Origin of the sequence: Agrobacterium sp. CFBP 3001, from assembly GCF_027871605.1 — a bacterium.
In the GTDB taxonomy this organism is placed as follows: domain Bacteria; phylum Pseudomonadota; class Alphaproteobacteria; order Rhizobiales; family Rhizobiaceae; genus Agrobacterium; species Agrobacterium leguminum.
Window position 1 is genome coordinate 1 of the sequence record NZ_JAQAHD010000019.1, and the last position, 14,049, is coordinate 14,049.

Here is a 14,049-nt window from a genome sequence, read left to right on the forward strand (position 1 = left end):
TCGATCACTCCGTAGCCCCCGCTGAAAACACGCAGGGCAAGGTTCAAACATGGGTCAATTCTCGATGGAAATATCCTGGGCTACCGGGTCAGTTCTCAGTGGAAATCAACAACGAAACGGCTGAAAGCGAACGAGAAAGCCGAAAACAGCGTGAATTCGACAATGTGTCACCGGCCCGGACGCGCCCATGCCGACCAGCGGGCGTAATCGGAGGCTGGAGCCGACCGCATAGCCGATGATCCCGAAGTTGCCAATGAGGAATGCCGAGCGACCTCGGCACCCGGCCGCACCCTGTCGCGCCGCGCCTCGAACGTTGTGAGGCGGTACGCTAGTGGGGCGTCTCCCTGGAAAGCTGACTCACGCTGAGGAGGAAGCACGCCGGACGGCTTGCGGCGGATGTCCAAAAATACGGATGAAGCTCTGGCGCATCCGGCTCGCATCTTTGAAACCGACCGAACGGGCGATCACTTCCAAGGGCTCTCGACCTTCCTCAATTTTGGGTCGAGCCACTTCGGCTCTCATTCGCTCGATTGCCTTGGCGGGCGTCACACCCGTTGCGGCACGGAAGGCTCGTCCAAACTGCCGCTCGCTCAAGTGGGCGACATCGGCCAGCCGCTCGATCGGCAAGGGGTCGCTGAGATGTGCTCGCATGTAGGCGAGCACCAAGCGGATTCTGTCGGAGTCTGGATCGAGGTCGAGCAGCGAGGAATACTGTTGCTGACCGCCCGCGCGGCGATGGTAAACCACCAACATTCGGGCGATCGCCAACGATGCCTCCCGCCCAAGGTCCTCTTCCACAAGCGCCAAGGCCATGTCGATACCGGCGGTGATCCCGGCCGAGGTCCACACATTGTCCGCCTTTATGAAGATCCGGTCTGCCTTGACGCACACGGCAGGGTGTGCGGCTTGGAGTCTCGCGGCATCCATCCAGTGCGTGGTGGCGCTGACCCCGTCCAGCACGCCCGCGGCCGCCAGGAGAAACGCCCCCGTGCAGACGCTCGTCGTTCGCCTGGCGAGAGAGGAGGCTTGACGGACATAATCGATCATGTCTGGCGCAAAAACCCCTCCAACCAAAGTCCCGCCAACAACAAGCAGTGTATCCAGCGGCTCCTGGACTAGGGGCCTGGTATTGATGGTCAGTGGAGACTCGCTTTCGACATCGCCACCATTCAAGGACATCACGGTGAGCTTATAAGCGCCAGGATTGTCGCGTGCGGCCCATCGGAACACTTCCAGCGGCCCACTCAGATCAAGCAGGTTGAAGCCGGAGAACACCAGAAAGCCTATGTGACGCGTCATGAACGAAAGCGGACCATTGTTGCGACTGTCAACTTCACCAAGCCACCTGCCGGCGCCCTCGTCAACCCGTTGAGGACTCGCTGAGCGGGTCGCCGGCGAGCCCTATGAAAACGACCATTATAAGAAGCGCCTCGCTCACCCCTCGAAGCCCGGATATTCCATGAAGAGTGCAACGTGCCTCGCGGCTTTTCGACCATATGTCTTGGAGATGTCGGTGAGCGCAATGTCGAGCGCGCGGGTCGCCTGATGTGCATCGAGCGGCGCAAGGGTGCGGTCGACCGACTTAGATTCACCCGTAACGAGGTCGGGGAGGACGACAAGGCCATGGGCCAGGCGGAGCGGAGCTTTGCTCGCCGCGATTGCGAGCGCTGTAGTAACGCCTGTGGTGCTATAAGCTTCCGCCGTCAGGGAAAGTGCAATCGCGTCATCGCCTTCTTTCACTGGAATGCCGATTGTTATTTCCGGTTTTGCATTGCCATCTGGCATGTCGGCGTTGTCGGGATCAGCTTTGAAGACGTCGCTATTGTGCCTTGAGTCCCAGTTGCCGATGCCGACATCACGGGCGACCTGAGCGGCTTTTTCTTCGCCCGCGATCGCTTCGACAAGTGCAATAGAGGTCGGCATGGAAGCGGTGACGCCCGCGCTGGAAACGAACTTGCCGTCTGCAACATAGCGGATGTTTTTCTGCCACTTCACTTTCGGGAAACGCTTCGCCCGCATCTCCTCATTGCTGTAGTGCGAGGTTGCCCGATGGCCATCAAACAGACCTGTGTTGGCGACCGGCAAAGCACCGTAACAAATGCTGATAATGGTGCCGCCCTTCTCGCTCTGCGCCTTGACCCACTGTAAGAGGTTAGCGTCATTGAAGTTCGATACCGCCGGTACAAACAGATAATCGGCTCCCTCGGGATAACGCTTGTCGAAATCGTCGATAGTCGATTGCAGTTCAAAGGTGAGAGGGTGCATCTTCACGGGACCGGGCTTTACCGAAACCGACACGACATCGGCTACGTCCGACCGCGCCATCACGCCAAACGGGATACAAAAGTCGCTGATCACGGTGCCCTCGTTGAGGCCGACCACCGCTACTAACGGCTTTGTACGGCCGAACCGCGCTTGATAAGGCGCAATTTTTTCAAGGTTCGGGTTACGAGAAGCGTCAAATGCCGGCGAGGCCTTCGAGGCTTCCTGCGCGGTAACCGCTCCGGCGCCGAGCGCAAGCCCGCCAACCGCCCCGATCCCGGAAATGATTACCGTCCGCCGAGTCACATATTGCATGGGAAACCCTCTCGCCACTGTTCAATGCAAGGACTTATTTTCCATCCCGTCGATGTCGTAAAGGACGTAAATCGGCGTTTTTCGGACACGCCAACGCTTGTGTGGCCTTGAAAACCGCCATGGAGGTTCGCTTCCCAGGTCTCGGCATGGGCGTGGCACTCGACATCGGCTCGAAGGTAGCCAAGGGCGAAATGAAGTGGGGCTGAGATGAGGGCCGTACGATCGGTCATCACGTACGCAATGGTGCAGAGAAGCTTGGGGAGCGGCGGAAATGCCCGGCGCTCCCACCAGAAGTGGCTTAATCTGGATGCTTTTCAGGCATAGCTGAGGAATGATGGGACGAAATCAGCCATTTGTCGTCCTTGAACTCATAGGTGAAGGTGTAGCGCGCTGGAACCTTGCTGCCATCCTTCAAAGTGAAGGTGTAGATGCCCGTGTCGAGCGCTTCGTTACAGCCCAGTTTAATCGAACGGCTATCGATCTCGCCGTGCGGATGCTTCTTCAGGAAGTCCACGAAATATTCCTTCCGTTCCTCCTGCGTTAGCCGCGGCTTGTTCGACAGGGTCGGCAGGAGGACGGCGTCAGAAGCATAGTTGTCGACGACCTTTTCGGGATTCAGTGTCGCCAGCGAGGCGTTCCAGCGATCAAACAGCTGCTCCACCTGAGGCTTGGTGATCGGCGCGCATTCCTCTGCAACAGCCGGCGTCGCCAGAAGGGCAATCACGGAAGCGGCAAGTAGATGTCTTTTCATTTCAGTCTCCATCGACTTTGACATTGGCTTTCCGGCATCATTGGTGCCGGCCTGTCAGAGATGGTTCGTCGCGCGGCGCAGCGCGTCTGCCGAATGGCCGCAATCGTATCTGCCGAATGGCCTATGCATTTTAACGGGTGGCTTGCTATCTAGGATAAGACGAACTGCTGAAGGATCGGGAATGACAGACGCAGACGGCATAACATCGCCCATTCGCGAATTGCGGCGTCTCTATCGCGATGCGGAAGCCAAGGCCGCGCGTCTGCGACTGATCGTGGATGTGCGCACGACGCTCGACCGCGACCCCTTGGATGCCGCCATGTACGCCGCACTTTCCGCCATTGCCGGCTTTGCCGGAGCGACCACGGCCACCATCCGCTCGGAAGCCAACGCGGGTTGGCAGTTTCCTGCTCGGGGCGCGGCTGGCGACGTCACGACCGAGACAACCAACCAGCTATTCGTCGGCAAGGCATGGATGGGCGGGGAGCTGCTGGAACTCCACTTGTCACGCCTTGCCTTCCCTATCAATGACGAGGATTGTGAGACGATCCAGATCGCGGCGGATCAACTCGCGACTTTTCTGGCGGCGGAGAAACAACGCACTCTTAGCGAGCGGCTGACGCTCGACCTCAAGGCACGCGAGCGCGAACTGGCCCGTTTGGTCGCGGCGATGATCGGCGCGCAGGAGCAGGAGCGACGTAGGGTCGCCTACGATCTCCACGACGGCGTGGCGCAGTCCTTGGCGAGTCTGCTATTTCGCTTGGAAGCCGCGAGTGTTGCGATCGAGGATACGCGATCGACCAGAGAGGCGATCGAGGGCAGCACCGAGATTGTTCGGATGTCGATTGCAGAGGTCAGAGGCGCGATTGCTGCGCTTCGGCCGGCGGAACTGGACGATCTCGGCCTCGAAGCCGCACTTCGTGCACGTCTCGACGATATCCAATCGGTGCAGCTTCACTTTGATTCGGATCTGAACGGCCGACGCTTGCCCGGCGCGCTGGAGGTGACCTTTTATAGGGTTGCGCAGGAGGCCTTGGCAAATGCCGTGAAGCATTCCGGATGTAGCCGGATCGACCTGCGGCTTGCATTAGACGACGCGCAGTTTGTTACCCTCTCTGTTACGGACAACGGCCGGGGCATTGCTGACGCGCCTATCGTTCACAAAAGAGGACAGGGCGTCGGAATGTCGGCGATGCGCGAACGAATGGCCCTGATCGGCGGTTCGATATCGATTCGCTCCGCGGCCGGCGAAGGAACCGTCGTCACCGCTCGAGCGCCGATTTCCATATTATGAGGGAACCCTATTGAAACACTGCCGAATATTGATTGCAGACGATCATGAGCTTGCTCGATCGGGTCTTATCGCCGTGCTTGCGAGCGCAAGCGATCTGGAGATCGTGGCGGAGGCGGCCGATGGCGGGTCCGCAGTGATCCTCAGCGAGCGCCTGCGACCGGACGTTGCCCTTCTCGATATACGAATGGGTGACATGGACGGCCTGGAGGCCGCGGCGCAGATCAGGATCCGATCACCCGAAACCCGAATCATCATGCTGACGATGCACGATAGCGTCGACTATCTCGAAGCCGCTATCAAGGCAGGCGCCAGCGGCTATGCCTTAAAAGACATCCGGCGCGACGAACTCCTGCAGATGATCGCCAACGTCGCCGCAGGGCAATCCTTCTTCAACCTTGACCTGATGCGTCGCCTGCTTCGTCGGGTCTCTCCGGAAGCATCCGGAGATTTGGTCATCGAGCGGCTGACCGCGCGCGAGCGGGAAATCCTCGCGCGATTGACCACCGGCGAGACGAACAAGGAGATAGCCAAGACGCTTGCGATTTCACCCGGTACCGTAAAGGTGCACGTCGAACGCATTCTTTACAAATTGGGTGTGGCCGATCGAACGCAAGCGGCCGTCATGGCTGTCAGGGCCGGGCTTGTGGATCGGGAACGCCTATGATCGTCTCGCGCCTTTTCGCCCCCTTGTCAAAGCGGTTTCTGGACCAGCCGCTTGCCCGTAAGGGCTTGATCGTGATCGCCGTGCCGCTGATCTGCTTCCTGATCGCGTTGGCTTCGGTTTTTCTCGCCGACCGCGAGAGCCGTCGGGCGGAAAATTACGTACGCGTGACCTTGGCTATCCAATCCGATATTCTCGAGTTGCACGCACTGCTCGCCGAAGCGGCCTCCGGCGTGCGGGGATTTCTGTTGACGGGTAACGAGGCCTTCCTTGCGCCCTTCAACAAGGCGAGCGCGGAGCTTCCCAGTGTGTTTTCCAGCATGCGCCCGCTGATCAGAGATAACGCCCAGCGTGTGCGACTTGACGAGATGGAGCCGCTGGTAAACCAAAAGCTGCGCGGCCTTAGCGCCTTGCGTGACGCCAGTGGCCGGTCTGGACAACCAGACCCGGGCGGCATTCGGAAGACTATGGTGGACAACAAAGCGCTGCTGGACACGCTTCGAACGAAGATCGACGAGATGCGCGCACGGGAAGATTTTCTTCTGGCCGTGCGCACCGACGAGGCAGACGTCATCCGCGACCGTTCCCAATGGATCACGTTGTTCGGCGCCGTATTCGGCCTGCTCGGAGGCATCAGCGCCAGCGTGCTGATGTCGAATGGCATTGTTCGGCGCGTCGGTACGCTACAGAAAGCGGCGCAGAACTTGGCCGCGGGCCAGGAGCTTAGGTCGTTTCCTGCCGCACGCGATGAACTCGGCGAGCTTGCAGCAGCTCTGCAGGAGGCAAGCCGTCTGCTGAAGGCGCGTGAGGACGCCCTGCGCGAAAGTGAGGAACGCTTCCGCCTGCTCGTCGACGGTGTACATGACTACGGCATTTTCGGTTTGGACGAAACCGGGCTCGTTGTTAGCTGGAATGTTGGCGCTGAACGGATCACCGGCTATACGGCAGACGAGGTCGTAGGCGCACATTTTTCCAGATTCTATCCCGAGGATACGCGGCAAACGCATCCCGCGCGGGAACTGGCCCAGGCGGTTTCCTTCGGCCCGGTCGAAGATGAGGGATGGCGTATTCGCAAGGACGGCGGCCGCTTCTGGGCCAATGTCATCGTCACGGCGTTGAAGGATGAACACGGCAATTCACGCGGCTTCTCCAAAATCACCCGGGACATGACCGACCGGAAGAAAGCTGAGGAAACCCTGCTGGCGGCGCGGCGGGAGGCCGAACGGGCAAGTCACGCCAAAAGCGAGTTCCTATCGCGCATGAGCCACGAGTTGCGTACGCCGCTCAATTCGATCCTCGGCTTCGGCCAGATCCTCGAAATGGACATGGACGATCCGGATGCACAGTTCTCTGTCAGGCAGATTCTGACAGCCGGCCGCCACCTGCTGAGCCTGATCGACGAAATCCTCGATATTGCGAGGATCGAAGCTGGACGGATGGAGCTTACGCGCGAATCGATCGATATCGGCGGCGTGTTGCAGGAGGCTCTGGCGCTCGCCCGCCCTTTGGCGGAGGAGCGGGACATCGACCTGAAATTCGACGACAAGCAAATTGGAAAGATATTCACCGATGCCGATCGCCGGCGGCTGCTGCAAGTTTTTTTGAATCTTCTATCGAACGCAATCAAGTTCAACCACGCCGGCGGTGAGGTCAGGATCACTGGAGGCACGGACGGGCCTGATATGTTGAGGATCGATATCTGCGATACCGGATCAGGTATTTCGCCTGATGGCATCGAGCGCCTGTTTCGGCCATTCGAGCGATTTGGAAAAGACCGCAACGCAATAGAAGGCACTGGGCTGGGACTTGCCTTGTCCAAACACCTGACAGAAGCGATGGGCGGAGGGTTGGAACTTGTGGAAACATCGCCTGAAGGCACCAAGTTTTCGGTGCTCCTGCCCATCGGTGTTCACAAAGAAGCTTTAGACGAAATAGCGCCGATGCAGGCGATAAAATCGGGTCCAAGCGACAGCAAGCTCACCAAAGTGCTGTGCATCGAAGACAATTCGCAAAGTCTCAGTCTGATCGAGAATGTAATGACGCGCCATTTTGGCTGCGACGTGATATCGGCGATGCTTGGCGAATTGGGCTTGGCCTTGGCGGTGCAGCACAAGCCTGACCTCATCCTTCTTGACCTCGATCTGCCCGACATGAGCGGTCTTGACGTCCTTCAGATGCTACGAAGTGATCCCAAGACCCGGGCGATTTCTGTCGTCGTCCTCAGTGCTGACGCCACGGAGGCGACCCGCCAGAAGGCCATGGCGACCGAGGCGACAACCTATCTCACCAAGCCGCTTGACCTGCGCCTCTTCGTAAAGACCGTGGAAGACATAGCATGCTGAACACGACCATCGACATTCCTCCCGACGCGAGATTTCTGATCATCGATGACGAGCCTGCCAACATTGCGCTTTTGACGCGGCTTCTGCAACGAGAGGGCTTTGAGCGGATCTGTTCGACGACTGATCCTCGTAACGCGCTCGAAATATTTCGCGATTTGAAGCCCGATATCGTACTGCTAGACCTTATGATGCCGCACATCGATGGCTTTCAACTACTGGAGGCGTTTTCCCGTCTTATCGGTCCGCGCGGCTTCGTTCCTATCGTGGTGTTGACGGCGGACATTTCCATTACAACGCGCCGCCGAGCATTGTCGTTGGGGGCCAAGGATTTTCTCGTCAAGCCGTTGGATGCCGTTGAAACCGTGCTTCGCATCGTCAACCTGCTTGAGACGCGTTTTCTCTTCCTCGAGTTGCAGCGATTGACAGGAAATGCCGCTAGTACCTCTGCGAAGAGGATTGACGGGTTCGATGGGTTTTAGCTGGCTGCCGGGATCGACAAGCAGTTCGATGTTCTGCGCGAGGCCTGGCTGCCTGCCGGCGAACCAGCCTAACACCGCTTTCGAAACGCATCGCCAAGGTCAGCCATGGGCGGCCGATCGGCTGCCGGGTTTCCTCGCCAACAACGAAGACATCGGCCTTGGTATGATCGATCTGCACGACTTCCAAGGAACGGGACGCGCCGAACGCTCCGGGAACTGCCGGTGTCGTCTTCACGACCTTCTGTTCACTGCGGCGCCTGGCGCGCTTTTGGAGGTCGATGTCCTCGAGGCGAGCGACGATCATTCTGCGATGCGGCCGCCAACTGTGCAACTTCTGCGGCCGTCGCACCGTTAGAGTTGCGCTCCAGAAAACCACGGATCGCATCTGCACGACGGCACGCTTCATCAGTCTAAGATTCGATTCGGTTCAAGAGCAGCAAAGGGAACGATGATGCCTTGGCTGCTTCAGATAAAACTTCTGGCGAGAACGGCAGTCTCGGTATACTTCCTGGATTATCTGTCGCGTGGAAAATGCCAGGATCATGGAGATCTACCAGCTCAGGACGTTCCTTGCCGTCGCACGGTGTCAGCATCTGACGCGTGCATCGGAACAGCTTCACCTCAGCCAACCTGCCGTCTCAAAGCACATAAAGGCGCTGGAGGAGGAATTAGGGCTTTCCCTCTTCGAACGAACCCCGACCGGTGTATTGCTGACCAAGAGTGGCAGGGACATCTTGTCGCTAGCCGAAGTAACCCTGAGTTCGGCTGTTGCGTTAACCAACAAAGCGGCGCAACTTCGGGGCGAAGTGGCCGGTATCGTGCGGTTGGGGACGATCATAGACCCGGATTCTTTGCGCCTGGGTGATTTTCTGGCTCGCATGCTTCGATGGCATCCGATGATCGACATCAGGCTTCAGCATGGAATTTCCGGGGACATCCTGCACCAGGTACGATCGGGAGAGCTGGAGGCCGGATACTATCTTGGAAAAGTGGAAGATCCCTCAATCGCGGCCGTCGAGCTTCGGCAGGTTGTCTATGTCGTCATAGCGCCGCCGACTTGGGCATCGAAGCTGGTCGGTGCAACGGTCCACGACCTGGCGAGCCTGCCCTGGATCGGACCGCATGTTCATAGTTCCCAACACCGTATCTTTCACAAGATCTTCGGCGATGCCGGTATCGCGCCGCCCGCAGTGGCCATCGAGGTCGATCAGGAAGCTTCTATGGTTAGCCTCGTCAAGAGCGGCGTGGGGCTTTGCCTGATGCGTGAGGAAGTAATCCGGGCTGCAGCAAGGGACGGTGAACTGATTTTTTGGGACGGTGCTGTTCCGCTCTGTCCGCTGTCTTTCATCTACCCTGAAAACCGCCGGGAGGACGGAGCTACTGCCGCCATGCTGCATGTTCTGGCGAGTATGGTGGGGGATCCTCCTATCCTCGGCGCTGAAACAGGCGCAAAATAAACCCCCTTTTAAATCAGCAATATATCAAATAAAGCAACGTCATTCCCTTTGCGAATTGCCTCAATTCCGAAAAACGATTGGCGCGCAGTTCACTCCGTTGTTACGCACCAGATATCGACGGGCTGCCTTAGCCCCGATGCATATCTGGGAGGATATCATGCAAAGAGAAACCGCTTTTGCGGCGGAAAGTTCGCTGCCGTTTGATCGTGCGGTCAAAGCCAGTGCTGTTTACAACAAGGTGTTTTGGCGCCTCGTTCCCTTGCTCTTCATTTGTTACGTCGCCTCATACCTCGATCGCGTCAATGTAGGCTTTGCCAAGCTGCAGATGATGTCCGATCTTTCGCTGAGTGATACGGTGTACGGTATCGGCGCGGGCATTTTCTTCATCGGCTATTTCATATTCGAAGTTCCCAGCAATATCATCCTGTCGCGGGTCGGCGCCAAAGTCTGGATCGCCCGTATCATGGTGACATGGGGTGTGATCTCCGCAGCCATGATGTTCGTCACATCGGCAGAGATGTTCTATGTCCTGCGCTTCCTGCTGGGGGTCGCAGAAGCTGGGTTCTTTCCCGGCGTCATTCTCTATCTCACCTACTGGTTTCCAGCGGATCGCCGGGCGCGTATCGTCGCCACGTTTATGACCGGCATCGCTTTTGCCGGTGTCATCGGCGGACCGCTGTCGGGCTGGATCATGCAGGATTTTGCCGGCCTGAACGGCTGGTCCGGTTGGCAATGGATGTTCCTGCTGGAAGGCATTCCCAGCGTTCTGCTCGGCATCTTTGTGTTATTCTATCTCGACGACAGCGTTCGTGGTGCAAAATGGCTCTCTGACGACGAGAAGTCCCTGATCGAGGCCGACCTCGCCAATGACGACAGCAAGAAGCGGACCATGACAATCGGTTCCGTCTTTACCAACGGCAAGGTCTGGCTGCTTTCGGCAATCTATTTCTGCTGCATCATGGGCCTCTACGGTATCAGCTTCTGGCTGCCGCAACTCATCAAGAATGCCGGTGCGAAAGACGTCATGGAGGTAGGTCTGCTAACGGCAATTCCGTACGCGACCGCTGCTGTAGGTATGATCCTAATCAGCCGCAACTCCGATCTCAGTGGCGAACGCCGCTGGCACATCGCAATCTGCGCCGTGATCGGAGCTTTTGGTCTCCTGCTTTCCACGCTGGTGTTGACGAGTATTCCCCTGTCGCTTGTGGCGCTTTCCCTGGCAACACTCGGCATTCTGACGACGCTGCCCCTGTTCTGGACTTTACCGACCGGATATCTAGGCGGTGTGGCAGCGGCGGCGGGCATCGCCATCATCAACTCCATCGGCAATCTCGCCGGTTTCGCCAGCCCCTATCTCATTGGTGCAATCCGCGATGCGACCGGCAGCACCAACGCAGGGATGTACGCGCTTGCCATGAGCCTGTGCATCGGCGCGGTTTGCGTCACCGCATTCATCCCGAAAACCATGCAGCGTTGACTATGCTTCTGCCCGCGCCCGCAGAATTTTGTGGCACGGGCAGATCACATGGCTATCCGTCGATGTCGGCAAATTCCCGGAGAACGAGATGAATAGCACAGTGTCGAATGCTCAGTTCGCAAAGAGCCAGATCCTCATGTCAGCCCCCATTTCACCCGAAGAATGTCTGACGGCAGTGTTTGCTGCCGCTCTGAAAGCCGTTGACCCTCTGGTCGTCGTGCCGCCGTTTCTACCGACCCCGCCGCAGAACGGGCGCACGGTGGTGGTGGGCGCGGGCAAGGCCGCGGCCCGCATGGCCCAGGCCGTGGAGGAAAACTGGCGCGGCGCGCTGCAGGGTCTGGTCGTGACGCGGTACGGCCACGGCGCCGATTGCCACCAGATCGAGGTCGTTGAGGCTGGGCACCCGGTCCCCGACGAAGCTGGCGCGGATGCGGCACGCCGGATTCTCGACCTCGTTTCCGGGCTTGGACCAAACGATATGGTCCTTTGCCTCATCTCCGGAGGCGGTTCTTCGCTTCTGACCATGCCGGCGCCCTGCGTCACCCTGGAGGAAAAGCGTGCGATAAACAGGGCGCTTCTTTTAAGCGGGGCGCCGATTTCCGAAATGAACTGCGTTCGTAGGCATCTCTCGGCCATCAAAGGCGGCAGGCTGGCCGACGCTTGTGGTGGAGCCCGCATCGTCACCCTGGTGATTTCCGATGTTCCCGGCGACGATCCTGCGGTAGTCGCCTCCGGCCCGACCATACCCGACGCCAGCACTTCCGCCGAAGCGATCGCCATTCTTGATCGTTACGGCATCCCCGTTCCTGAGCATGTGCGCACTTTGCTATGCGACCCTTACCAACGCGATGTGACCATATCCAACCCCGCCAACCGCGTGGCGATAGTTGCTTCGGCCCAGCATGCGCTGGAAGCAGCAGCAAACAAGGCCATCGATCTCGGCCTCACGCCTCTGATCCTCAGCAATCGCATCGAAGGGGAAGCACGGGACGTGGCTACGTTCCACGCCGCAATCACGCGGCAGATCCGTGACTTCGGCCAGCCGGTTGCTGGGCCTGCCCTGCTACTATCCGGCGGAGAAACCACGGTCAGGGTGCGTGGCAACGGCCGTGGTGGGCGCAATGTCGAGTTTCTGCTATCACTGGCGGTCTCTCTTGAAGGCACTTCCAGCACTTATGCTCTCGCCTGCGACACCGACGGCATCGACGGATCGGAAGACAATGCCGGTGCGATCCTACGGCCAGACACACTGGCGCGCGCGCAGGCAATGGGTTTGAACGCGGCTGAGTATCTCGCCAACAACGATGCATACAGTTTTTTCGAGCGCTTGGACGATCTCATAGTCACCGGGCCGACCCGAACAAACGTCAATGATTTCCGGGCCGTGCTCATAGCCACTGGCGATTGAGCGGTAGGTCTTTCAATGAAACAGGAAATGAAACTAATGCACAATTTTCGCCGTGCAAAAATCGTGGCAACCGTGGGCCCGGCAAGTGCGTCGCCAAAGATGCTGGCAGCGCTGCATCAGGCGGGCGTCGATACTTTCCGGCTGAATTTCAGCCATGGGACGCAAGAGGATCACGCCAGCGTTCATGCCGCCATCCGAGCACTGGAAATGCAGATCGGTCATCCCATTGGCATTCTGCAGGATCTGCAGGGACCGAAAATTCGCGTCGGAACCGTCGCCAATGGCCGCATTGAGGTCAGCAACGGCGATCGGATCGGCTTCGTGCTCGAAGGCAAGGATGGCGACGCCTTAACGATACCGCTGCCGCACAGAGAAATCTTCGATGCGGTGGCACACGGCCAACACCTGTTGATTGACGACGGCCGTGTTCGCGTGCAGGTGACCGGCGTCGACACGCAAAGGATAGAAGCTGAGGTCGTGACAGGTGGCGTGATTTCCAATCGCAAGGGTGTAAACCTGCCGGGCACGGCTCTCGAAATGTCGCCGCTCACCCCCAAGGACCTCGCCGATCTGGAGTTCGGGTTGTCGCTCGGCATGGATTGGGTGGCTCTCTCTTTTGTCCAGAAGGCATCGGATCTTATCGAGGCGCATGCGCTCATACAAGGTCGAGCAGGACTGGTCGCCAAGATTGAAAAGCCGCAAGCGCTGGATCAGATCGATGACATCATCCAGCTCGCCGATGCGGTCATGGTCGCCCGTGGCGATCTGGGTGTCGAAATCCCGCACGAGGATGTGCCGGGATGGCAAAAGGAGCTTGTGCGCGCCTGCCGTCTGGCAGCGAAGCCGGTGATCGTCGCGACCCAGATGCTGGATTCGATGGTCGCTTCGCCAACGCCTACGCGCGCCGAAGCTTCGGACGTAGCGACCGCCATTTATGACGGCGCGGATGCAGTGATGCTTTCGGCAGAATCCGCCAGCGGCAAATATCCGCAGGAAGCCGTGGCGATGATGGATAGGATCATTCGCAGTACGGAGCAGCATCGGCTCTATCGGCCGCTCATCGACGCCGTACCGATGCGCGCGGAACCGTCGCCGCGGCACGCGGTTGCCGCCGCTTCCGCAAATCTGGCGCATTCAATCAACGCAGCCGCCATCGTCGGCTTCACCACCAGCGGCGCAACAGTGACGCGGATTTCCCGCGAGCGGCCGAAAACGCCGATCCTTGCCGTCACGCCGAACGAGAACATCGCCCGCAGACTATGTCTGATGTGGGGCGCAAGAAGTATGCTTTCGGAAGACGTCGGCTTCTACGAGGAGATGGTTGAAACGGCCACTCGGCTCGCCCACGATTCCGGTCTGGTCGAGCCTTGCGACACCATCGTCGTCGTCGCAGGCATTCCCTTCGGGCAAAGCGGTGCGACGAACAATTTGCGTGTCGTACGGCTGGGTTAAAGGTTTGCACAGGACAGGTTTCCACAGGAAGTAAGGCGCGCAACTGTTCAAGAGGTCCTCGGACTGTTGATTTGCGCTGAGAGCTGACCCGGCATTGGAGTGAGCCCCTCGGGCTGGACCATGGGGTACGAAAAAACTGATACGCTCTGTG

The 14,049-nt window shown here is 58.7% G+C and carries 12 protein-coding genes and 1 pseudogene; 10 read left to right on the top strand and 3 right to left on the bottom strand.

The genetic code is table 11. From position 1 onward, the window contains the following. Positions 1–357 precede the first annotated feature (357 nt). Together PH605_RS19970 and PH605_RS19975 are read right to left on the bottom strand one after the other, a co-directional pair. A complete protein-coding gene (locus tag PH605_RS19970; protein ID WP_142845828.1) occupies positions 358–1,299 on the bottom strand; it encodes a GlxA family transcriptional regulator in 942 nt (313 codons plus the stop codon). A 135-nt stretch (positions 1,300–1,434) separates the two neighbouring features. After that, the gene (locus PH605_RS19975) at positions 1,435–2,577 is read right to left on the bottom strand and encodes a DJ-1/PfpI family protein (RefSeq protein WP_142845829.1); all 1,143 of its coding nucleotides are present in this window, start codon (positions 2,575–2,577) and stop codon (positions 1,435–1,437) included. 104 nt (positions 2,578–2,681) lie between these two features. On the opposite strand from PH605_RS19975, the pseudogene PH605_RS19980 reads away from it, so the two are divergent. Further along, positions 2,682–2,783, top strand: a pseudogene (locus tag PH605_RS19980) (MBL fold metallo-hydrolase); the annotation flags it as partial. Between the two features lie 92 nt (positions 2,784–2,875). Here the strand turns inward: PH605_RS19980 and PH605_RS19985 are convergent. Further along, positions 2,876–3,328 carry an SgcJ/EcaC family oxidoreductase gene (locus PH605_RS19985; RefSeq protein ID WP_142845830.1) on the bottom strand — a complete coding sequence of 151 codons (453 nt, stop codon included), beginning with the start codon at positions 3,326–3,328 and terminating at the stop codon, positions 2,876–2,878. A 181-nt stretch (positions 3,329–3,509) separates the two neighbouring features. Between PH605_RS19985 and PH605_RS19990 the strand changes: the two genes are divergently transcribed. The 9 genes from PH605_RS19990 to pyk all read left to right on the top strand — a co-directional run bounded on the left by PH605_RS19990 (position 3,510) and on the right by pyk (position 13,898). Then, the gene (locus PH605_RS19990; RefSeq protein WP_142845831.1) at positions 3,510–4,622 is read left to right on the top strand and encodes a sensor histidine kinase; all 1,113 of its coding nucleotides are present in this window, start codon (positions 3,510–3,512) and stop codon (positions 4,620–4,622) included. 10 nt (positions 4,623–4,632) lie between these two features. Beyond that, a complete protein-coding gene (locus PH605_RS19995) occupies positions 4,633–5,286 on the top strand; it encodes a response regulator (RefSeq protein ID WP_142845832.1) in 654 nt (217 codons plus the stop codon). Next, positions 5,283–7,625, top strand: coding sequence for an ATP-binding protein (locus PH605_RS20000; RefSeq protein ID WP_142845833.1), 2,343 nt, complete (start codon positions 5,283–5,285; stop codon positions 7,623–7,625). Before PH605_RS19995 ends, PH605_RS20000 begins: the two co-directional genes overlap by 4 nt. Next, entirely contained in the window at positions 7,619–8,104 is a 486-nt protein-coding gene (locus PH605_RS20005) for a response regulator (RefSeq protein ID WP_193559583.1), read from the top strand. The genes PH605_RS20000 and PH605_RS20005 overlap by 7 nt, the downstream gene beginning before the upstream one ends. Continuing rightward, a complete protein-coding gene (locus tag PH605_RS25375) occupies positions 8,094–8,459 on the top strand; it encodes a hypothetical protein (RefSeq protein ID WP_193559584.1) in 366 nt (121 codons plus the stop codon). Before PH605_RS20005 ends, PH605_RS25375 begins: the two co-directional genes overlap by 11 nt. A 187-nt stretch (positions 8,460–8,646) precedes the next feature. Beyond that, on the top strand, positions 8,647–9,561 hold the full coding sequence (locus PH605_RS20015; RefSeq protein ID WP_142845834.1) for a LysR family transcriptional regulator: 915 nt from the start codon (positions 8,647–8,649) through the stop codon (positions 9,559–9,561). Next, on the top strand, positions 9,500–11,038 hold the full coding sequence (locus tag PH605_RS20020; RefSeq protein WP_237680944.1) for an MFS transporter: 1,539 nt from the start codon (positions 9,500–9,502) through the stop codon (positions 11,036–11,038). Before PH605_RS20015 ends, PH605_RS20020 begins: the two co-directional genes overlap by 62 nt. Positions 11,039–11,126: 88 nt before the next feature. Then, positions 11,127–12,446, top strand: coding sequence for a glycerate kinase type-2 family protein (locus PH605_RS20025; RefSeq protein ID WP_243017677.1), 1,320 nt, complete (start codon positions 11,127–11,129; stop codon positions 12,444–12,446). Positions 12,447–12,482: 36 nt separating this feature from the next. Further along, complete coding sequence (gene pyk, locus PH605_RS20030) at positions 12,483–13,898, top strand: pyruvate kinase (protein WP_142845835.1); 1,416 nt, start codon at positions 12,483–12,485, stop codon at positions 13,896–13,898. Positions 13,899–14,049: the final 151 nt, after the last annotated feature.

Excerpts from the sequence above, each read along its gene's own strand:
- PH605_RS19970 (WP_142845828.1), bottom strand. The coding sequence starts at position 1,299 with ATGACGCGTCACATAGGCTTTCTGGTGTTCTCCGGCTTCAACCTGCTT.
- PH605_RS19975 (WP_142845829.1), bottom strand. The coding sequence starts at position 2,577 with ATGCAATATGTGACTCGGCGGACGGTAATCATTTCCGGGATCGGGGCG.
- PH605_RS19985 (WP_142845830.1), bottom strand. The coding sequence starts at position 3,328 with ATGAAAAGACATCTACTTGCCGCTTCCGTGATTGCCCTTCTGGCGACG.
- PH605_RS19990 (WP_142845831.1), top strand. The coding sequence starts at position 3,510 with ATGACAGACGCAGACGGCATAACATCGCCCATTCGCGAATTGCGGCGT.
- PH605_RS20000 (WP_142845833.1), top strand. The coding sequence starts at position 5,283 with ATGATCGTCTCGCGCCTTTTCGCCCCCTTGTCAAAGCGGTTTCTGGAC.
- PH605_RS20005 (WP_193559583.1), top strand. The coding sequence starts at position 7,619 with ATGCTGAACACGACCATCGACATTCCTCCCGACGCGAGATTTCTGATC.
- PH605_RS25375 (WP_193559584.1), top strand. The coding sequence starts at position 8,094 with ATGGGTTTTAGCTGGCTGCCGGGATCGACAAGCAGTTCGATGTTCTGC.
- PH605_RS20015 (WP_142845834.1), top strand. The coding sequence starts at position 8,647 with ATGGAGATCTACCAGCTCAGGACGTTCCTTGCCGTCGCACGGTGTCAG.
- PH605_RS20020 (WP_237680944.1), top strand. The coding sequence starts at position 9,500 with ATGTTCTGGCGAGTATGGTGGGGGATCCTCCTATCCTCGGCGCTGAAA.
- PH605_RS20025 (WP_243017677.1), top strand. The coding sequence starts at position 11,127 with ATGAATAGCACAGTGTCGAATGCTCAGTTCGCAAAGAGCCAGATCCTC.
- pyk (WP_142845835.1), top strand. The coding sequence starts at position 12,483 with ATGCACAATTTTCGCCGTGCAAAAATCGTGGCAACCGTGGGCCCGGCA.